General features: G+C 62.7%; 19 protein-coding genes. 5 read left to right on the plus strand and 14 right to left on the minus strand.

Annotation, left to right across the window (positions count from 1 at the left end):
- Nucleotides 1–277: 277 nt before the first annotated feature.
- From AC5JDC_RS23800 to AC5JDC_RS23825, 6 genes are all read right to left on the minus strand, one after another.
- The gene (locus AC5JDC_RS23800; RefSeq protein ID WP_495845207.1) at nucleotides 278–535 is read right to left on the minus strand and encodes a hypothetical protein; all 258 of its coding nucleotides are present in this window, start codon (nucleotides 533–535) and stop codon (nucleotides 278–280) included.
- Nucleotides 536–654: 119 nt separating this feature from the next.
- Nucleotides 655–1503, minus strand: a complete 849-nt coding sequence (locus AC5JDC_RS23805; RefSeq protein ID WP_495845209.1) for a hypothetical protein — start codon at nucleotides 1501–1503, stop codon at nucleotides 655–657.
- 3 nt (nucleotides 1504–1506) lie between these two features.
- The gene (locus tag AC5JDC_RS23810; RefSeq protein WP_495845211.1) at nucleotides 1507–2523 is read right to left on the minus strand and encodes a DGQHR domain-containing protein; all 1017 of its coding nucleotides are present in this window, start codon (nucleotides 2521–2523) and stop codon (nucleotides 1507–1509) included.
- Nucleotides 2520–3437, minus strand: a complete 918-nt coding sequence (locus tag AC5JDC_RS23815) for a DNA-methyltransferase (protein WP_495845213.1) — start codon at nucleotides 3435–3437, stop codon at nucleotides 2520–2522. Before AC5JDC_RS23815 ends, AC5JDC_RS23810 begins: the two co-directional genes overlap by 4 nt.
- Before the next feature lie 66 nt (nucleotides 3438–3503).
- A complete protein-coding gene (gene ettA / locus AC5JDC_RS23820) occupies nucleotides 3504–5153 on the minus strand; it encodes an energy-dependent translational throttle protein EttA (protein ID WP_495845215.1) in 1650 nt (549 codons plus the stop codon).
- Nucleotides 5154–5338: 185 nt separating this feature from the next.
- Nucleotides 5339–8347, minus strand: coding sequence for a M10 family metallopeptidase C-terminal domain-containing protein (locus AC5JDC_RS23825; RefSeq protein WP_495845217.1), 3009 nt, complete (start codon nucleotides 8345–8347; stop codon nucleotides 5339–5341).
- A gap of 515 nt (nucleotides 8348–8862) precedes the next feature.
- On the opposite strand from AC5JDC_RS23825, the gene AC5JDC_RS23830 reads away from it, so the two are divergent.
- The 5 genes from AC5JDC_RS23830 (at nucleotide 8863) to AC5JDC_RS23850 (ending at nucleotide 15008) form a co-directional block, all read left to right on the plus strand.
- Nucleotides 8863–9807 carry an alpha/beta fold hydrolase gene (locus AC5JDC_RS23830; RefSeq protein WP_495845219.1) on the plus strand — a complete coding sequence of 315 codons (945 nt, stop codon included), beginning with the start codon at nucleotides 8863–8865 and terminating at the stop codon, nucleotides 9805–9807.
- Between the two features lie 58 nt (nucleotides 9808–9865).
- Nucleotides 9866–10993 (plus strand): site-2 protease family protein, encoded by a 1128-nt coding sequence (locus AC5JDC_RS23835; protein ID WP_495845221.1) that lies wholly within the window; start codon nucleotides 9866–9868, stop codon nucleotides 10991–10993.
- 179 nt (nucleotides 10994–11172) lie between these two features.
- The gene (locus AC5JDC_RS23840; RefSeq protein ID WP_495845223.1) at nucleotides 11173–12108 is read left to right on the plus strand and encodes an SDR family NAD(P)-dependent oxidoreductase; all 936 of its coding nucleotides are present in this window, start codon (nucleotides 11173–11175) and stop codon (nucleotides 12106–12108) included.
- An 87-nt stretch (nucleotides 12109–12195) separates the two neighbouring features.
- Nucleotides 12196–13362, plus strand: coding sequence for a CaiB/BaiF CoA transferase family protein (locus tag AC5JDC_RS23845; RefSeq protein ID WP_495845225.1), 1167 nt, complete (start codon nucleotides 12196–12198; stop codon nucleotides 13360–13362).
- Entirely contained in the window at nucleotides 13359–15008 is a 1650-nt protein-coding gene (locus tag AC5JDC_RS23850; RefSeq protein WP_495845227.1) for a thiamine pyrophosphate-binding protein, read from the plus strand. Before AC5JDC_RS23845 ends, AC5JDC_RS23850 begins: the two co-directional genes overlap by 4 nt.
- A gap of 2 nt (nucleotides 15009–15010) precedes the next feature.
- On the opposite strand, the gene AC5JDC_RS23855 is transcribed toward AC5JDC_RS23850, so the two are convergent.
- The 8 genes from AC5JDC_RS23855 to AC5JDC_RS23890 all read right to left on the minus strand — a co-directional run bounded on the left by AC5JDC_RS23855 (nucleotide 15011) and on the right by AC5JDC_RS23890 (nucleotide 20237).
- Nucleotides 15011–15277, minus strand: coding sequence for a type II toxin-antitoxin system RelE family toxin (locus AC5JDC_RS23855; protein WP_106770894.1), 267 nt, complete (start codon nucleotides 15275–15277; stop codon nucleotides 15011–15013).
- Nucleotides 15261–15494, minus strand: coding sequence for a type II toxin-antitoxin system RelB family antitoxin (gene relB, locus AC5JDC_RS23860; RefSeq protein ID WP_106770893.1), 234 nt, complete (start codon nucleotides 15492–15494; stop codon nucleotides 15261–15263). The genes AC5JDC_RS23855 and relB overlap by 17 nt, the downstream gene beginning before the upstream one ends.
- Before the next feature lie 170 nt (nucleotides 15495–15664).
- On the minus strand, nucleotides 15665–16105 hold the full coding sequence (locus AC5JDC_RS23865) for a CHRD domain-containing protein (RefSeq protein ID WP_495845231.1): 441 nt from the start codon (nucleotides 16103–16105) through the stop codon (nucleotides 15665–15667).
- A 249-nt stretch (nucleotides 16106–16354) separates the two neighbouring features.
- Nucleotides 16355–16777, minus strand: coding sequence for a type II toxin-antitoxin system MqsA family antitoxin (locus AC5JDC_RS23870; protein WP_495845233.1), 423 nt, complete (start codon nucleotides 16775–16777; stop codon nucleotides 16355–16357).
- 1 nt (nucleotide 16778) lies between these two features.
- Nucleotides 16779–17084 (minus strand): type II toxin-antitoxin system MqsR family toxin, encoded by a 306-nt coding sequence (locus AC5JDC_RS23875; RefSeq protein ID WP_495845235.1) that lies wholly within the window; start codon nucleotides 17082–17084, stop codon nucleotides 16779–16781.
- 141 nt (nucleotides 17085–17225) lie between these two features.
- Nucleotides 17226–18197 carry an ABC transporter substrate-binding protein gene (locus tag AC5JDC_RS23880; RefSeq protein ID WP_495845237.1) on the minus strand — a complete coding sequence of 324 codons (972 nt, stop codon included), beginning with the start codon at nucleotides 18195–18197 and terminating at the stop codon, nucleotides 17226–17228.
- Between the two features lie 22 nt (nucleotides 18198–18219).
- Complete coding sequence (locus AC5JDC_RS23885; protein ID WP_495845238.1) at nucleotides 18220–19359, minus strand: ABC transporter permease; 1140 nt, start codon at nucleotides 19357–19359, stop codon at nucleotides 18220–18222.
- The gene (locus AC5JDC_RS23890; RefSeq protein WP_495845240.1) at nucleotides 19356–20237 is read right to left on the minus strand and encodes an ABC transporter permease; all 882 of its coding nucleotides are present in this window, start codon (nucleotides 20235–20237) and stop codon (nucleotides 19356–19358) included. The genes AC5JDC_RS23885 and AC5JDC_RS23890 overlap by 4 nt, the downstream gene beginning before the upstream one ends.
- Between the last annotated feature and the right edge of the window lie 85 nt (nucleotides 20238–20322).

Raw genomic sequence — 20322 nt, forward strand, 5'->3', positions numbered from 1 at the left:
CAACGTCAACGCCGTTCTTCGGGTCTCCAGGGAGTCGGGGTAAAACTGTCCCCTGAGTTCCCCGAGATCCAGCCCGGCCATGGCGACGAGCATGGCGAGGATACGCTCCAGCGCCTCCCGGTTCTTCTCGATCGCCGCATTCCAGTCCACCGCCGCCTCCTTTCCTGCGCAGGCGGCGGGATTGTCGCTCCGGTAGGGAGGGCGGGGATAAGTTTGGGAAAACAATCCTGACGGATGCTGACAACGGGGCTGGCGTCAGAACACGAAGTACCCGCCTTCATTCCGGCGCCTTGTCGCGGGCCTCGCGGGCGATTGCCGAGACGTCGCGATAGATTTCGTCGAGCCGGTCGTCGAGGGCATCGAGCTGCTCGGCGGCCAGACCGAACACCTCGTGGCAGGCGCCCCGGATCTTCTGGTCCGCCACGCCCTCCAGGATCAGGTCGAGCGCGTCGACCCGGTAGCGCGCCCGCTCCAGCGTCTCCTTGGCTGCGATCAGTTTTGTGCGGATGTCGTCAAGACGGTCGAGGTCTTCCATGGCGGTCGCCCTTGGTTCGCACGGACGCACAGGATAGCGGACTTCAGCAGGCTTGTTTACCACAGCCGGCAGCTAGCCACCGACTATGCATACGGTTATGCATACGGTTCAATCGAAGCTTAAACCATGGCGAATGACGTCAGAATACGTGGACCGGGACGAAGCTCAACTTCCGACACCAAAGCCGGAGCCAACGTCCCCAAATCGCGAATCAAGAATTCAATCAAGTTGTTTACGGCAACAGCCACCAGGTAATAACCTGAGTAGTACTCAGCGAATGAATTTTCGCCAGAAATAAATCTCCTATTGTCAATGTATGATACCGGAGCGAACATGTCACTGGTCTCAATACTGTCTTCTCGGCTCCAACTAAAAGACTTATATAGTATTCTATTTCTCTCTCGCGAAAATGAATCAAAATCGAATTTTCTGAGTTCTAAAATCCCTTCCTGGTGGAATTGCAAATCCAATGTAAACGTTCTAATAAGACGCGGAAAAATCTTCCAAAGGGAACTATGCGTCAATCGCCCCTTCATCAAGTACGCTTTATGACCGTCAAATATAACTCGTCCCTTCTTATATTCTTGAAAAAATAGATCAACATAAATATTTGAATCTCGGGACAAATCGCGAATTCCCAAAAGATAACAAAAAGCCTTTGCAGCAAAAAAACAAGCTTCGTACATGGTCATCGACGACCAAGTTGCAAACCCCTCATCATTCGATCGAATACCACATTCAAGGCAATAGAGCGATTTCGCTCTCACAAACAGAGCCTCAGACAGCGCTTGCTCGCGTAGTCCCGACACCAGCGGTATGGGCGCCCGATCAATAGGATGTCCATGAGCATGTACAACACGGGAAAGCGAATCAATATCTGCAGGTGTTAGATCAGCAGGTACATGCTCCAGCCAAAGCTCACGCAACGCTGACCAAGTTCGATGAGGCAGATCCTTTTCAGTCGCCATATGTCAGAGCTTGAGCCCTGTTCCACCTTCTTCGTCCGCAGCAAGCGCTTCTTGCAGACTCGCTATCATATCATCACCAGCCTGCCCTTCTGCAGCAGTTCCCGTCCCGTACTGTGTCCAGTCATCGAAATTGAATCCAGCGATCTGTTTTAAAACCTTGGCAAACGCGGAAACACTCGCAGCTTTGTGCCGAGAGAGGGCGTTACTAAAAACTAGCGGGAAGGCCCGCCAAACGCCACCAAAACCGACAGTGCGAAAAAGGACAGAGCTATCGGCCTTCGCCAAAGTCGGGAATGCCATCTCAAGCGCCCTATAGTAGTTGCTAATCACACCAACTTGCTCGGTTTGAGTAAATGGGCTAAGTGTTCCTCCAGTCTTCTGCAGATGCGGACGAAGGACACGAGCAAAGTTCGTTAGAGAAATCTCCCCGGCTCTAGCCGTTCTTGTAAAAATTATCCTCTGAAAAAAGGGGGAAGCCTCATCATTATTCAGAGTTCGCGCAATGTCACTAATGCGCTCTTCTGTAAGCTCTTTTTCGCTCTTCTTCTTTGGAAGATGCTTCAAAAGATCAAGATACAACGACGAAGGAACATTCTTCGCTTCGCGATTTATAGTTATAAATAACTCCACCTGAGCCTCAAATGAAAGCCCAGCAAAGGCCGCAACTGGCAAAATAATATCCGTTCCAGCTTGAGCCGCCTCGTGAGCGCCGGCTAGTCGATGCTGACCATCTATAACCCAACCAGTTTCACCATCGGGGATTTCAAGTTCATCGCTTTCAACACTAAAATTCAATTTGTCGAAAGACACTATTACCGATCCCGGAACGGCTCCACCAGACTCAATATAGCGCGAAACTGCCCTAACCCGACCGGGTGACAGCACCCTTTGATAGCCTTCGTCTTTTGCTTCGACACGCTGATTAATTGTGAGTACGTCCCATAGCTGGGATGCATTCAGCGCAATCAGATAGAAAGTTAACTTGCCTTGTTCAACTCTGACCGCACGCGTCCTGATCATGCAACACGTCTCCCTTGTGCTGCCAAAAAATGAGAAGGCGTCGTCGCTACGGCTTCGCTTACCTTCGGTACATATAGTGGCCGATCCAAGGGTCGAATGTTTGCCTTTCCGCCAGCCGCCGCGCCTAACCGCGCTCGCGCGATCTCGACATACTTTTCAGAAATATCGCATCCTAAAAAATTTCTCCCTTCGATCAGGGCCGCCACTCCAGCTGATCCCGAGCCCATAAAGGGGTCCACCACAGTTCCTCCTGGCGCCGTTAGTGCACGAACCAACCGTTGTATCAAAGCGACCGGAAATTGACATGGATGTTCGGTTTTTTCTATGTGTCTGGCGTTCACATTCGGGATTTCCCAAACATCCCCTGGATTTTTACCCAGCGGATTACCGCTCCACTCCCCCTTTTTGGGTCCCTTGTAATGTCGCTTGCCGGGATACTTTTGTGGAATGCGCACAGCGTCCAGATCAAAGTGATAGTGCGCGCCTTTTGTATACCACAGGACAGTTTCGTGCCGACCTGAAAAGCGCCGCTGCGAATGCGCACCGTGGCCAAAGGACCAAACGATTCGATTGCGAAGGAATAGTTCCGGGGAGGAAAACGCAGAGTAAACAAGAGCATCAAGAGGAATCATAATGCCGTCGCGCACATGGCTTCCCACTTGCCAACATATGCTGCCGCCGGGTTTTAGAACCCGTACAATCTTCGGCAGAATACGAACGTGATCTGAAATGAAATCCTCAACACGCGAACTGCGATCATATTCCTTGCCCATAAAGTATGGAGGGGAGGACACCACCATATCAACAGATCCCTCGGCTATGTCATCGAGGAACTGAAAAGCATCGATATTCATCAGCGCGTGGGCCAAAACACTCACCCCTTCACTGCCCAAAGATATCAGCTTCGCGTCCAAGGATCTAGCGGAAAAAACTTGCTGGCAGCCAAAACCACTTTGCACTTGAAGGCTCAGTGACCGTCCCTACCTTGTCAGCCGCTTGTACGTCATCCTGTGCGGGTTGATCGCGTCCGGTCCCAGGCGGCGGACCTTGTCCTTTTCATAGTCCTCGAAATTGCCCTCGAACCACTCGACATGGCTGTCGCCCTCGAAGGCGAGCATGTGGGTGGCCATGCGGTCCAAGAACATGCGGTCGTGGCTGATGATGACAGCGCAGCCGGCATAGCTTTCCAGCGCGTCTTCCAGCGCTGCCAGCGTCTCGGTGTCGAGGTCGTTGGTCGGCTCATCGAGCAGGAGCACATTGCCGCCGGTGCGCAGCATCTTTGCCAGGTGCACGCGGTTGCGCTGGCCGCCGGAGAGGTTGCCGACCTTCTGCTGCTGGTCGCCGCCGCGGAAATTGAAGGACGAGCAGTAGGCGCGGGTGTTGGCCTCGAACTTTCCGAGCTTCACCACCTCGGCGCCGCCGGAGATTTCCTCCCAGACCGTCTTGTTGGGATCGAGCGCGTCGCGGCTCTGGTCGACATAGCCGAGCTTCACCGTCTCGCCGACGCGGATCGAGCCGGAATCCGGCGTCTCCTGACCGGTGATCATCTTGAACAGCGTGGTCTTGCCGGCGCCGTTCGGGCCGATCACGCCGACGATGCCGCCGGGCGGCAGCTTGAACGACAGGTCCTCGATGAGCAGCTGGTCGCCAAAACCCTTCGACAGGCCCTCGACCTCGATGACGACGTTGCCCAGCCGCTCGCCATGCGGGATGACGATCTGCGTGTCGCTCGGCCGGCGCTTGTCAGCCTGCTCCAAAAGGTCCTCGAAGGCCTTAATGCGCGCCTTGGACTTCGTCTGCCGGGCCTTCGGCGAGGAGGCGATCCACTCGCGCTCGCGTGAAATCGCGCGCTGGCGGGCGTCGTCCTCGCGGCCCTCCTGCTTCAGGCGTTTGGCCTTGGCTTCGAGATAGGCGGTGTAGTTGCCCTCGTATGGGATGCCGCGGCCGCGGTCGAGCTCGAGGATCCAGCCGGTGACGTTGTCGAGGAAATAGCGGTCGTGGGTGATGATCAGCACGGCGCCCTTGTAGGCGCGCAGGTGCTTTTCCAGCCACGCCGTGGTCTCGGCGTCGAGATGGTTGGTCGGCTCGTCGAGCAGCAGCAGGTCGGGCTCGGACAAGAGCAGCTTGCACAGCGCGACGCGGCGGCGCTCGCCGCCCGAGAGCTTGGTCACGTCGGCGTCCTTGGGCGGGCAGCCCAGCGCCTCCATGGCCATCTCGACCTGCTGCTCGAGGTCCCACAAATTGAGGCGGTCCATCTCGTCCTGGAGCTTCGCCGATTCGTCGGCGGTCTCGTCGGAGTAGTTCATCATCAGCTCGTTGTAGCGCTCGATGATGGCGGTCTTCCTGGCGACGCCTTCCATGATGTTCTCGAAGGCCGTCTTCGACGCATCGAGCGCCGGCTCCTGCGCGAGGTAGCCGACAGTGGCGCCTTCGGCGAGCCACGCCTCGCCGGAAAATTCCTTGTCGATGCCGGCCATGATCTTGAGCACGGTCGACTTGCCGGCGCCGTTGGGGCCGAGGATGCCGATCTTGGCGTCGGGATAGAAGGAGAGGTGGAGGTTTTCCAGCACCTTCTTGGTGCCGTAGGCCTTGTTCAGGCCGGCCATGTGATAGATGAACTGGCGTGCCACGCGCGCAAAACCTTTCGGACGCTGTTACGGGAGTTGCGCGCTATGTAGGCGAACGAGCGGCAAACGGCAATCGCCAAGTGGCGAATATGCGCCGCGGCGGCATGCGCGAAACCGTATCGCGGCAACGCGCCGCCGGAATCCCCGACACTGCCCGGGCGCCGGCGCTTGGTGGCGCCCGGAACGGGTCAGATCACGGTGAAGTCGGCGTTGGCGAGCGCCGGCAGTCCGGTCAGCACGGCGAACTGGATGCGCGCGCCAGCGCCGGTCCCGTCGGCATCGTAGAACAGCGCGCCGGTGTCGGTTTCGTAGAGTATCCGGTCGCTGGCGTCGTGAGCGAGGCCGGTGGTGCTCGCCCAGAAGGCCGAGGCCGCCAGCGTGCCGAGGCTGAGCGCGGCGAAGATCGCGTCGTCCAGCCCGATCGTGTCGTTGGGCACGTTGAAGTCGGTGACGGTGTCGACATTGGTCGAGGCGTTCAGCGCCGTGCTGAAGACGAACAGGTCCTTGCCGGTCCCGCCGGTCAGCGTGTCCTTGCCGGCAAGACCCTTCATGGTGTCGTCGCCGCCCTTGCCGTCGAGCTTGTTGGCGCCGCTGTTGCCGACCACCTCCTGGCCGATCTCGTTGCCGGTGAGGTCTATGCCCGACGTGCCGGCGGTGCCGTTGGTGGCCAGCCGCTCGACATGCGCGCCGGCGGTGAGCACGTAGTCCACCGCCGCCATCACCACGTCGTAGACGCCCTGTGCCGCGGTCTCGACGACGACGTCGCCGGCATTGTAGACGCGATAGGTGTCGTTGCCGCCCAGCCCCTTCAGCGTGTCGGCGGCACCCGCCCCGCCGTCGTGCAAAATGTTGTCGCCGGCATTGCCGGTGATGTCCTGCTGCAGCGCATTGCCGGTGAGGTCGATCGCCGCGGTGCCGCCGGAGGACGTCGTCGTCAGAACCTCGATATGGACACCGGCGCCGAGCGCGAAGTCGACGGCCGCCGCCACCCGGTCGCTGCCCTGGCCGGCCGCTTCGGCCACCGTCGTTCCGGCGGCATAGACCAGGTAGATGTCGTCGCCGCCCAATCCGTTCAGGGCGTCGGCCACGCCGCCGCCGTCCTTCAAAGTGTTCGCGCCGGCATTGCCGGTGGTCGTCTGCTTGAGCGCGTTGCCGCTCAGGTCGATGGCGGTGGTGCCCGCCGACGACGTCGTCGTCAGCAGCTCGATGGAGACGCCCGCCGCCAGCGCGTAGCTGGCGCGCGCCGCGACCCGGTCGGCGGTGCCGTTTCCGGCCGTCTCGGTCACCACGTCTGCGGCGGAATCGACGAAATAGACGTCACTGCCGGCACCGCCGGCCATGCTGTCGTCGCCCGTGCCGCCGTCCAGGGTGTCGTTGCCCGTTCCGCCGCCGCTTCCCGGAGTGCCGCCCGCGGAGATCTGGAGATCGTAGAGCGCTCCGCTGCCGATCGGGCCGTTGGAGGTGCTGCTGACATAGGCGCCGACCTCGATGTAGTAGGTTCCGGCGGTCTTCACCTGGTAGGTCAGGTAGGAGTCGAAGCTGCTGGTCGACCCTCCGGCTCCCTCGGTGACCTGGCTGTCGTCGTCGAAGGCGACGGGGGTGCTGGTCGGATCGTACAGGAAAAGAAAACTGTCGACGCCGGACGTGTTGTCGATGTCGAAGGTAAGCGTCGTCCCGGCATTGACGGTGAGCTTGTAGTAGTCGCGGTTGCCGTCTCCGGTCCCGCTGATCGTCACATGCGGCGTGGCGGTGGAGTCGATGATGTTGGTATTGGAAGCGAGGCTGAACTCCTTGGTCACGTCGATCGCCGTCGCCAGCGAGATGTTGCCGGCGCCGGCCGGCTTGACGACGACGCCGTCGCCGAGTTCGACGCCGGGCGGAATGCCGGGTATTCCGTCGCCATAGAGCGTGTCGGCGGCGCTCCCGCCATAGAGCTTGTCGCTGCCGAAACTGCCGACCAGCGTGTCGCCGCCGTCATTGCCCCGCAAGGTGTTGTTCGCCTGGTTGCCGACGATCGAATCGTTGCCCGATCCGCCGGTGGCGTTCTCGATCAGCGAGCGGGTGTCGTTGTTGTAGAGCAGCGCATTGGCGACATTGCCCACGGCCGGCGCGACGCCGCCGCTGTAGGCGCGGTGGTTGACGAGCTGGGCGGTCGAGAAGGTCGAGAACGCTCCGGGCGCGAGATCGATCGACAGATCGGTCGCGTAGTTGGAGAGGTCGTAGGTGTCGACGCCGTTGCCGTCCCACAGCGTCATCGAGATCTTGTTGGAGGTGGGCGCGGCCTGCCCGACGCCGTCGATGGACATCTCGCCGGTGGTCGGGTTCCAGCTATAGACGGTGGCGCCGCTGTTCGTGTCGAAGTTCGCGCCATAGAGATATTGCAGCGCGGCGATGTCGTTCTGCATGTAGGTCTGGGGCTGGTTGAAGCCCTCGCCCTGGAAGGCGACGGGAGCGCCCGGATCGGAGCGGTAGGTCATCAGCGACCAGTCCTGCCCGTCGTGGTTGGCGGGCAGCTCGGCCGAGCCGTAGCGCGGTCCGCCGCCGCCCGGCGGATCGAGATATCCGTCGCCGGCGAGATCCACGGCGGTGTAGTCCTGATGGCCATGCTTGAGGCCGAGCGCATGGCCGATCTCGTGCAGGATGGTGGCCATGCCCCAGTTGCCCATCGCCGGCGTGTCGTAGAAGGGCTGGCCGGTCATGCCGAACCAGACGTCGCCGGCCTGCTCCGAACTGGACGGGAAATTGGCATAGGCCGACGGAACATCGTCGTAGGACGTCTGGCTGAAGCGCAGCTCCGCATGCGTGGTGGCCGATTCGGCGACCTCGGTGAAGGTCAGATTGGTATAGGACTGCACGAGGCTCAGCGCATAGCGGACGGCGTCCTGCTGCATCGCGTTGAAGGCGACATGCTCGGCCGGTTCGGTACCCGCGGGATATCCCTCGTCGGCATAGAAGGTGCCGCTGGTGGGAAAGCTGAAGGTGAGATTGCTCAGCGTCCATCGCGAGCCGATCAGGGTGGCATCGATGTCCTGGTTGCCGCTGAACTCGTAACGGCCGTCGGCGGCGTCGAAGACCTGGCTGATCAGCGCGGTTCGCCCCGCGCCGTACGCGTCGCCGGGCTCTTGCTCCCGCATGTCATAGGGAGGTCTCATCTGGTCGAACTGCGGCGGGGCGACCGAGACGGAACCGCTCGGCATCGGAGCGTCGATCTCTTCGCTCGCGAACCGCGAGACGGTCTGGCACATCATGCACATGGTTTGGACCCCCTTTGTTGCCTTCAACTGCCCGGTTGGCGTCGACGTCCGGCAAATGCCTCAGCATTGCCGAAGCGATCGCCAATCCGGGTTGCGCCGAAGCGATGATCGCGGGCGCCTACTCCGCATCGCCCCAAGATTCAGGTCGTTCTCCGGAAGATTTCTCCGGTATCAAACACCTCCGCACGAAAGGCCGAACAATATCCCGGCCATATCAGCTTGTCATATCGTGCATGCCCGCCCGAATCCTGATAAGCATTGTCTTATTCAAAATAAAACATGCCCGCCCGCAACAAATAACCCAAGATGTTACTACAATATCTCCTTGCTTTCAACATGTCACCGGTAGAATTTGACGAACCAGAAAATAGACTTTTCGTCATTTCCGCAGCATCGGCTTGCGGAATGGCGGCTTGACGCCGCCCCGCTGCCCATGGAGAGTCGCGCGAGGGGGAAGCATGCCGTTCGACGAAGAGACAGGCCTCGTTTCGCCGACCGGCGCGAAGCTCGCCCTTTTCATCCATCATGCACGCGGCAAGCCGGCCGGTGTCGTCCAGATCAACCATGGGCTGGCCGAGCACGCGCGCCGCTACGCCCGCTTCGCCGACGTGCTCGCCTCACGCGGCTTCCATGTCTATGCGCACGACCATCGGGGTCACGGCCTGACCAGGGCCCCGGACGCCCCTGCCGGCCGCTTCGCCGCGACGGACGGCGTCGCCACGCTGCTCGGCGACGTCGATGCCGTCCACGCCCTCATCGCGGAACGCCATCCGAGCCTGCCGCTGATCATCTTCGGACATTCGATGGGCGGCCTCGTCGCGCTCAATTCGGTGCTGCGCCGCTCCGATCGGCTGGCCGGCGCGGCGATCTGGAATGCCAATTTCTCGGCCGGCCTGCTCGGGCGCCTCGCCCAGGCGATCCTCGCCTGGGAGACGTTCCGGCTGGGGTCCGACGTGCCGTCGCGCATCCTGCCAAAACTCACCTTCCAGGACTGGGGCCGGAAGGTTCCCGATGCACGCACCGCTTTCGACTGGCTGTCGCGCGATTCGGCCGAGGTCGGGGCCTATATCGCCGACCCGCTGTGCGGCTGGGACGCGTCGGTGTCGATGTGGCGGGACGTCTTTCGCATGGTGTTCACCGGCGCCGACGACCGCAGCTTCGCCGGCGTGCGCCGCGACCTGCCGTTCCATCTCGCCGGCGGCGGCGCCGATCCGTCGACGGACAACGGCAAGGCCGTCGAACAGCTCGCGGCGCGGATGCGGGCGATGGGCTTTTCGAATCTTGAAACAAGGATTTGGCCGGAGACGCGGCACGAATCCCTCAATGAGTTGAATCGGGATATCATCACCGAGGATTTCATCGTCTGGGCGCAACGGGTCGCCGCGGAGCCTTCCCGCCGTTGAGCCGTTGTGCCGGCAATCGAACCTTCCCCGCGGCGCGGGATGGCGGAGCCCGAACACGATGACCTGGTCCTTCAAGATCGGAACCTTCGGCGGAACGGAGGTGCGCGTGCACGTCACCTTCGCGCTGCTGCTGCTGTGGATATGGTTCGTGCACTACCAGATCGGCGGTTCGCCGGCCGCCTGGCAGGGCGTGCTGTTCATCCTGGCGGTGTTCCTGTGTGTGGTGCTGCACGAGTTCGGCCATGTCTTCGCCGCCCGCCGTTTCGGCATCAAGACGCCGGACATCACTTTGCTGCCGATCGGCGGGCTGGCCCGCCTCGAGCGCATGCCGGACCAGCCCGGGCAGGAATTCATGATCGCCATCGCCGGCCCCCTGGTCAATGTGGCGATCGCCGCCGTTATCTTCGCTGCGCTCGGCTATTCGGTCGGGCTCGAGCAGATGGCCGCGATCGAAAACCCCCGCGTCGACTTCCTGGTGCGGTTGGCGGGCGTCAACGTCTTTCTGGTGCTGTTCAACCTCATCCCGGCCTTCCCGATGGACGGCGGCCGGGTGCTGCGCGCTGTGCTGGCGATATGGCTGCCCTGGTCGCGGGCCACCGAGATCGCCGCGACGATCGGCCAGGGGCTGGCCTTCGTCTTCGGCTTCATCGGGCTGTTCTACAATCCGCTGCTGATCTTCATCGCCATCTTCGTCTATCTAGCAGCGGCCGCGGAGGCGCAGAACGCGCAGATGCGCGACGTCGCCTCCAGCGTGCTCGCGGGCGACGTGATGGTCACCAAGTTCGCCAGCCTGCAGCGCTCCGCCAGCATCGACGAGGCGATCGACCAGTTGCTTGCCACGACGCAGCGGGAGTTTCCGGTGGTCGACGACGATGGCCGCTTCGAAGGCCTGCTCACCCGCGATGTCATGATCAAGGCGCTGCGCGATAGCGGGCCCGCGACGCCGGTGGCCTCAGTCATGCTCAGGGAAATCCCGGTGAGCCATCCGCGCAAGAACCTGCAGCACAGCCTGCGCCTGATGCAGGAGGCGCAGGCTCCGGCCGTGGCGATCATCGACGATGCCGGCCGGCTGGTCGGCCTGATAACCCACGAAAATCTCGGCGAGATGATGATGGTGCGCGCCGCGCGGCCGGAGGGATTCCGCTTCGGCCGATTGCGGAGAGAAACGCGGGATGCGAGACGGTGAGGTAACCGCTCAGCAAGCGGCTGTCGGTCAAGCGGGCCGAAAAAACCTTTCATATCCTGTGTAGGTCGATCGTTTTTGCCAATTACGGCGCCGCTTTCCCGCAGGCTGTGTTCCTGCCGGGCCGGAACTAGTGCCGGCCGGCGCGCCTTACGCTCCAAAGCTGAACGCGGGAGCGAAGGATGAGCTTCACCGGCAGGATTGCCATCGTCACGGGAGGCGGCTCCGGCATCGGCCGGGCGCTATGCGCGGAGTTGGCGCGGCGCGGCGCAACGGTCGTGGTCGCGGATCGAAGCCGGGAAAGGGCCGAAGAGGCTGCCGGGCAGATCGCCGAACAAGGCGGCCGCGCCACATCGGCCGTCATCGACGTTGCAGCCGAAGACCAGGTGAAGCGCCTCGTGGAAGCTGCCGTCGCGCGCCACGGCCGCCTCGATCTCATGGTCAACAATGCCGGCACAGCTATCGGCGGCGACGCGCGCGACCTGACGGATGCGCAATGGGAAGACGTATTTGCCGTCAATTGGGGCGGGGTGCATCACGGCACGCGGACAGCCTATGAAAGGATGACGAGGCAGGGCTATGGCCATATCGTCAACGTCTCCTCGCTTGCCGGCCTGCTGCCGCAGCCTTTCAACGCGCCCTACTGCGCGAGCAAGCACGCCGTGGTCGGCCTGTCACTGGCGTTGCGGTATGAAGGCGCCGATCTCGGCGTGAAGGTAAGCGTGGTCTGCCCGGGCTATGTCAGAACCGGGATCGCCACGGCGTCGGAAATGGTCAACGTGAGCGACGAGAACCGCAGGCGAATCCGCTATCCAGAGGGGATCAGCCCGGAAGAGGCGGCGCTGCACATCCTCGACGGCGTCGAGGCCAACAGGGAGATCATCGTCTTTCCAGCCCGTGGCCGCTGGATTTGGCGCCTGTATCGCTTTCTCCCGGCATTGATCCGGCCGCTGCTGCTCCGCCGCCTCAGGGAGTTCAGGCGCCTTCGCGACGAAACGCTGCGATCCAGCACGCCTGCGGGCGAGAAACGCTCCGCACGCAAGGGTGAGGCGAACGCTGCCGGCGAACAAGACTCCGGCTGCCGGTCTTCCCCGGCCCGGACGGGTCGGGAAGGCTGATCCGCCTGCCCTCGCCAGCCGCGGGGTGACAGTCCCCGCGCGCTTTGCTAGGCAGCACCGACAGGAAACACGGAGCTGCCGGCTTCCATGGCCAATCCCCCCCTGCACGGCGTCCGCGTCATCGAGCTCGCCCGCATCCTTGCCGGTCCCTGGGCCGGGCAGTTGCTGGCCGATCTCGGCGCCGACGTGATCAAGGTCGAGAGCCCGGACGGCGACGACACCCGCAAATGGGGGCCGCCCTTCGTGACGGGCGAGGACGGCGAGAACCTGTCGGCCGCCTATTACCATTCCTGCAATCGCGGAAAACGCTCGATCGCAGTGGATTTCTCGACGCCGGAAGGCGCCAAAACGATTCAAAGACTGGCGGCTTCCGCTGACGTGCTCATCGAGAACTTCAAGCTCGGCGGGCTGAAGAAATACGGCCTCGACTACGAGAGCCTGCGAAAAATCAATCCGCGGCTCGTCTACTGCTCGATCACCGGCTTCGGCCAGGACGGCCCCTATGCGGCGCGCGCCGGCTACGACTTCATCGTGCAGGGCATGTCCGGCCTGATGTCGATCACCGGCGCCGCCGACGGCGAGCCGCAGAAGGTGGGCGTCGCCGTCACCGACATTTTTACCGGCCTCTATTCGGTGATCGCCATCCAGGCGGCGCTGCGCCATGCCGAGGCGACCGGCGAGGGCCAGCATATCGACATGGCGCTGTTCGATGCGCAGATCTCCGTGCTAGCCAACCAGAACCTCAACTATCTCGTGTCCGGCAAGGCGCCGTCGCGCATGGGCAACGCGCATCCCAACATCGCGCCCTACGAGGTGCTGCCGGTCTCGGACGGCCATTTTATCCTTGCGGTCGGCAACGACGGGCAGTTCAGGAAATTCTGTACGGTCGTCGGGCTGGACGGCCTTGCCGACGATCCGGATTTTTCCACCAATTCGGCGCGTGTCGCCAACCGCGTGGCCTTGCGTGCGGCGATGGTGGAAAAGCTGGCGCGTTTCGAGCGCGACGCCTTGCTGGCGAAGCTCGAGGCGGCCGGCGTGCCGGCGAGCCCGATCAACACGATCGCCGACATGTTCGCCGACCCGCAGGCGATCGCGCGAAAGATGCGGCTCGACCTCGACGACGGCCACGGCAACACCCTGCCGTCGGTGCGCTCGCCGATCGTGTATTCTCAGACGCCGCTGGTCTATGATCGCCCCTCGCCGCGCCTCGGCGAGCACACGGCGGAAATCCTTGCCGAACTGGAGGGCTCATGAAAACCGGCGGACAGCTCATCGTCGAGGCACTCGAGGCCAACGGCGTCGACCGCCTCTATTGCGTGCCGGGCGAGAGCTATCTCGCCGTGCTCGACGCGCTGCACGATTCGCCGATCAAGACCATCGTCTGCCGCCAGGAAGGGGGTGCTGCGATGATGGCCGACTGCCACGGAAGGCTGACCGGAAAACCCGGCATCTGCTTCGTCACCCGCGGCCCCGGCGCCACCAACGCCTCGGCCGGCGTGCACATCGCCATGCAGGATTCGATCCCGATGATCCTGTTCATCGGCCAGGTCGCCAGCAATGCGCGCGAGCGCGAGGCGTTCCAGGAAGTGAACTACCGGGCCTTCTTCGGCCCGATCGCCAAATGGGCGACAGAGATCGAGGATGCCTCGCGCATTCCCGAAATCGTCACCCGCGCCTTTTCGGTCGCCACCTCCGGCCGGCCGGGTCCGGTGGTGATCGCGCTGCCGGAGGACATGCTGGTGAGCGAAGTCGAGGCGCCGGCGGCGAAAGCCTGGACGCCGGTGGAGACGCGGCCCGGCGAGCCGGAGATGCGGCAGCTGGCCGACCTGCTGGCCAACGCCAGGCGACCCTTCGCCATACTCGGCGGCACGCGCTGGACGGCGGACGCCAAATCGGCCTTCGAGAAGGCGGCGGAAGCCTGGGCGCTGCCGGTCGGTGTCTCCTTCCGACGGCAGATGCTGTTCGATCATCTGCACCCCTGTTACGCGGGTGATGTCGGCATCGGCCCGAACCCGAAGCTCGCCGACTATATCAAGCAGGCCGATCTGGTGCTGCTGGTCGGCGGGCGTTTCGGAGAAATGCCGTCCTCGGACTATACGCTGCTCAAAAGCCCCTACCCCGACCAGACACTGGTTCACGTCCACGCCGATCCGAACGAACTCGGCCGCGTCTACAGGCCGACGGTCGCGATCAATTCATCGCCCGCGGCTTTCGCCGAAGCCTTCGCCGCGACGGCGCCGAATGCGCCGCCGAGCTGGGAAGCCGAGGCCGAGCGCCTGCATGCCGCCTATCTCGACTGGTCGACGCCGCCCGAGAGCGGGCCGGGGCCGGTGCGGATGGGGCCGATCCTGGCCTATCTGGAGAGCGTGCTGCCGGACGACGCGATCCTCACCAACGGCGCCGGCAACTACGCGACCTGGGTGCATCGCTTCCACCGCTCCCGCCGCTTCGCCACCCAGGCCGCCCCTACCTCGGGCTCGATGGGCTACAGCACGCCGGCCGCCGTCGCGGCGAAGCAGCTTTTCCCGGAGCGCGACGTCGTCTGTTTCGCCGGCGACGGCTGTTTTCTGATGAACGGCCAGGAATTCGCGACCGCCGTGCAATACGACCTGCCGATCATCGTCATCGTCGTCAACAACGGCACCTACGGCACCATCCGCATGCATCAGGAACGCGAATATCCCGGCCGCGTCTCCGGCACCGATCTGGTCAACCCCGACTTTGCCGCGCTCGCGCGCGCCTATGGCGGCCATGGCGAGACGGTGGAGAAGACCGACCAGTTCGCGCCGGCCTTCGAGCGGGCGCGCGCCAGCGGCAAGCCGGCGATCATCGAGGTAAAGCTCGACCCCGAGGCGATCACGCCGACGCGGACGCTGACGGATATCCGGGAAGGGCGGTGAGATCAGCGATAGACGTCGCCGCGATGACCGATATCGATGACGAGAACAATCAAACGTCGATCCTCGATCCGGCAGATGATGCGATAGTCGCCAACACGGTATCGCCATTGCCCCCGCAACGCGCCAGATAGCGCCCGCCCTTGCGAGCGTGGATCGTCGGCGGCAGCAATTCGCTCGTCGAGGAATGTGACGATTCGGCGCGCGACCTTTCGATCGAGCCTTGACAGTATCTTTTCGGCGGGCTCGGTATATTCAATCGTCCAAGCCAAGCCGGCGTCTCACTTCAGCGGAGGTGTAGGTTCTGATCTCACCACGCTCAAGCTGATCGAGTATCTGCTCTGAGCGCCGGATATCTTCCTGATCTTCAAGATCTTCCAGTCCGCGCAAAATCGCCTCGCGAAGGATGGTCTCCCGCGTGCGCCCGGTGCTCTTGGCGAAGCGCTGTAGGATCGCTTCGATATCGGCGTCGATGGAAACGGTGGTCATCGCAAATCTCCAAGATTTAAGTATAGCATCCCGGAGAATCGCCGGCGACTCCTTAACGGGAATGAGGAGGCGACACCGATTGGTGCTTGTCGCATGGAGCAGCGGCACAAAAGGACAGTCGCCCGCCCTTTCCCGATCGTGCGTGGCAGCACCCCCGCTCATCCCGTGCGCTACATCGCCCTCTCCACCTGGCCGCGGATCTCGCCGCCGGCATGCGCCGCGGTGTGGATATTGACGTAGTACTGGCCGGCCATCAGGTCGGTCGCCTGCGCCTCCGTCAGCGTCGCCGAGCCCTTGGCGCCGCTCTTCGGATCCTCGATCGGCACCGCCACGTCGGCATTCTGGCCGGCCGCGGCAGGACCGTGGAAATGCGCGCCGGTGGCATCGCCGGTCAGACCGGAATATTCGATCGTCCAGTCGAGTTTCCTGGTCTCGGTGTCGAAGGTGATGTCGGCGGTGCCCTTGGCGGCGCTGTCGTTCGGCGGCACTTCCTGAGAAGCCTCGAGCGTGGCCGCCATCTTGACCATCTCGGCCATGGCCGGCGGCGCAGTGACGAAGGCGGCGGCCAGTGCGAGACCGGCGGCGAACGGCAGGGAAACAGACTTGCTCATGGCATTCCTCCCTTGATGAGCGCCGCGCGACTGGCGGCGGCTGTGCTGCTAACGAAGCGCGCCGGCATAGGTTTCCCATCCAGCAAAAAAGGGGCGGTAGCCCGCCCCCTCTCGATCAGGAAGCCAGCGCCTCCACTTGATCGCCTCGGCCGTGATCGCGCTGGTCCAGGCGTTGGAGGCTTCTTGGCGATGATCTTCCGGTCGAGCAGCGCCTTGGCATACGCCGGAAAACCGCGCCGGCGCGGCAGCCTACTTCCGCAACTCGTCGACGAGTTCCGGATGATTTGACAGCAGCTTCATGAGTTGCATCGTCGGGCCGCTCGGCTCGACAAGCCCGCGCTCGTACTTGTCGAAGGCGTTCTCGCCCACCTTGAAGAGTTCACCGGCTTCACGTTGCGAGAGTTTCAGCTTGGCGCGGATTTCCTTAATGTCGTTCGGCGCAGGCAACCCATCGACGCGGCGTTTGAGTTCGCGCAGCGCTGTGTCGGACGGCTCCATGTCCCGCCCGACGAATACGGCATCTTCGTCATTGCGCGGATTGTAGTATCCAGGTTGGTCTACCGTTATAGCCTGTCCCTTATAGGTGACGGTAAACGGCCTTACACCCCGAACCAGTTGCTCACCGGTCTCGGGTGACACCATCGTCTCCGGAAAAATGCGCTCTGCAATCATCTCATTTCTCCTTAAACGACATGACGGTAAAATCAGTCACGACGTTTGCCTGAAATTTCACATAGAGCACCATATTACGCGCCCTTGCCTGATAGACATCCTGCCAGATTCGATGATCGGCATAGGTCGTCATCGATTTCTGGAACATCCTTCGTTCCAGGCCTTGGATTACCTCCACCACGCCCGCAGCATCAAACCCAAGTTGGAGCGCGTTGCGGCGCGCCACTGCCGTCATTGACAATGTTTTCGGCGAGCTAAGCGCCGCCTTTATCGCCGTCAAATCATAGCTGGGCTTTCGCTTTTCCATCGCCAATATGCCACCATAAAGGTGGCGCCTCAAGAGTGCTCCAATAGGATTCAGGGCGTAGCCTATGCCGAACACGGCATCCTATATTGAAAAGGGGCGGTCGCCCGCCCCTTCCTCGATCTTCGCCGAAACCGGCAGCTGCTACTTGATCGCCTTGTCGGTGATGGCGCTAGTCCAGGCGCCGGAGGGCTCCTTGGTGATGATCTTCTGGTCGAGCAGCGCCTTGGCGGTGCGCTCGTAGGCGGCCTCGATCAGCTTGCCGTCGGCATTGTCGATCAGTTTCGCCACCTCGCCCATCATGCGCTTCTGGTGGTTCTCGTCCTGGCCGCCGTTCTCGACCACGATGCCGGCCGCCTCGTCGGCGTTCTCGGTGGCGTATTTCCAGCCCTTCATCGAGGCGCGCACGAAGCGCACCATCTTGTCCTCGAAGGCCGGGTCCTTGAGCTTGTCCTCCATGGCATACAAGCCGTCCTCGAGCAGGTCGTTGCCCATCGCCGAATAGTTGAAGACGATGAGGTCTTCCGGCTTGTAGCCGGCGTCGATGAGCTGCCAGTATTCGTTATAGGTCATGACCGAGATGCAGTCGGCCTGCTTCTGGATCAGCGGCTGCACGTCGAAGGACTGCTTCAGCACGGTGACGCCGTCCGCCCCGCCCTCGGTCGGCAGGCCGAGCTTGTTCATCCAGGCGTAGAACGGGTACTCGTTGCCGAAGAACCAGACGCCGAGCGTCTTGCCCTTGAAATCGGCTTCGGTCTTGACCGGGCCGTCCTTCGGGCAGACCAGCTCCATGCCGGCCTTCTTGAACGGCTGGGCGATGTTGACCAGCATGACGCCCTTGTCGCGGGCCGCCAGCGCGCCGCCCATCCAGTCGACGATGACGTCGGCGCCGCCACCGGCGATCACCTGCTCCGGCGCGATGTCCGGGCCGCCGGGTTTGATGGTGACGTCGAGGTTCTCCTCCTCGTAGAAACCCTTTTCCTTGGCGACGTAGTAGCCGGCGAACTGCGCCTGCGTCACCCATTTGAGCTGCAGCGTCACCGCGTCGGCGGCAAGCGCCTGCCAGGCGGCCAGCGACATCGCGCCGGCGAGCAGTGAGACGATCGTTTTTTTCATGTTTCTTTCCTCTGGAGTTTGTCTATCCCCCGCGGACAGACGGATGCCAAAACGTGGCGGCCCTCTCGAACAGGGCGACCACGCCATAGAAGACCGAACCCGCGAGCGCCGCAACCGCGATTTCCGCCCACACCATGTCGATGTTCATGCGCCCGACCTCGGTGGAGATGCGGAAGCCCATGCCGACCACCGGCGTGCCGAAGAACTCCGCGACGATGGCGCCGATCAGCGCCAGCGTCGAGTTGATTTTCAAGGCGTTGAAGATGAAGGGCGCGGCCGCCGGCAGGCGCAGCTTGAACAGCGTCTGCCAGTAGGAGGAGGCATAGGTGCGCATCAGGTCGCGCTCCATATGGCCGCTGGCCGTCAGCCCCGCCACCGTGTTCACCAGCATCGGGAAGAAGGTCATGATGACGACCACTGCCGCCTTCGATTCCCAGCCGAAGCCGAACCACATGACCATGATGGGCGCCACGCCGATGATCGGCAGGGCCGACACGAGATTGCCGATCGGCATCAGGCCGCGCCGCAGGAAGCCGAACCGGTCGGCGAGGATGGCGACGACGAAACCGGCCGCGCAGCCCATGGCGTAGCCGGCAAGGGCTGCCTTGAAGATGGTCTGCCGCACGTCGGCGGCGAGGATCGGCAGGGAGTTCGCGATGCGCGCGCCGACGGCGCTCGGCGGCGGCAGCAGGATGAAGGGGATGCCGGCCCCGCGCGTGATCGCCTCCCAGAAGATCAGCAGCCACAGGCCAAAGATCGCCGGGATGACCAGCAGACGGAGCAGGATTTGAGCCCAGCGCGCCGAGGGGTGAAGATTGGAGAGCAGCGTCACGCAGCGCCAGGCGAGCAGCCAGGCTGCCGCAAGAAGAAGATAAAACGGAAGCGCTGCCGAGCCTTCATGGCCGGCGAGCCCCGCGACCAGCATCCACACCGCGCCATGCGCGCCGGCAAACAAGGCGACTGCTGCCGGCACCGGAGGAAGGTCTTCGAGGGCGATCGCCAGCAACAGCATGGCAATGATCGAGATTGAACTGGCAGTCGTCAACCCAGGCCCTGGGTCAACCGTCGACCACGCCGCGATTGCAACCGCAATCAGACCGAGCGCGCCGTATCCTTGCCACGACTTCGGAGCTATGGAAGTGAGATTCAGCAACGCGCTCATGCCGGCCGCGCTCCCATCGCGCGCTCGACGATCTTTCCGGCTAGCCCGACCAGCGCCACCAGCAGCGCCGCCACCACCGAGCCGGCCACCAGTGCCGCCCAGATGTCGATCGTCTGGCTGTAATAGGAGCCCGCCAGCAGCTTGGAGCCGATGCCGGCGACCGCGCCGGTCGGCAGCTCGCCGACGATGGCACCGACCAGGCTCGCCGCCACCGCCACCTTCATCGAGGCGAACAGGAACGGCACCGAGGCGGGAGCCCTGAGCTTCCAGAACACCTGCGACGGGCTGGCGAAATAGGTGCGCATCAGGTCGAGATGCATGATTTCGGGCGAGCGCAGCCCCTTCACCATGCCGACGGCGACGGGGAAGAAGGAGAGGTAGGTGGAGATCAGCGCCTTGGGGATCAGCCCGGTGACGTTCACCGCCGCCAGCACCACGATGATCATCGGCGCGATGGCGAGGATGGGGATGGTCTGCGAGGCGATGATCCACGGCATCAGGCTGCGGTCCAGCGATTTCAGATGCACGATGCCGACGGCGATCAGGATGCCGAGCGCCGTGCCGAACAGGAAACCGACCAGCGTCGACGATAGCGTCACCCAGGAATGGTAGACGAGGCTGCGGTTGCTGGTGATTTTTCGCAAAAACGTGTTCTCGAAGAAATTCGCCGCCACCTGGTGCGGCGCCGGCAGCGTCGGTTTCGGCTGCGACAGAGTCGCCGCGACGAATTCCAGCGTCGTCCGCGTGACGTCGCCGCGCCGGTCGAGATCGCGCTGGAACGGCGCGTTCATGGCGACGGCGCCGATGTACCAGACGGCCACCAGCACAGCGAGGATGGTGGTGACGGGGATGATCTTGTCGGTGAGACGATCAGTCATGGGGCCCGGCCTGGTCCCCCTCCCCCTTGCGGCAGGGCTGTCCGGGGAAAGTCATGCATAGTGGAAAGCCATCTGGTTTGGCGAG

The organism is Kumtagia sp. (genome assembly GCF_059502445.1).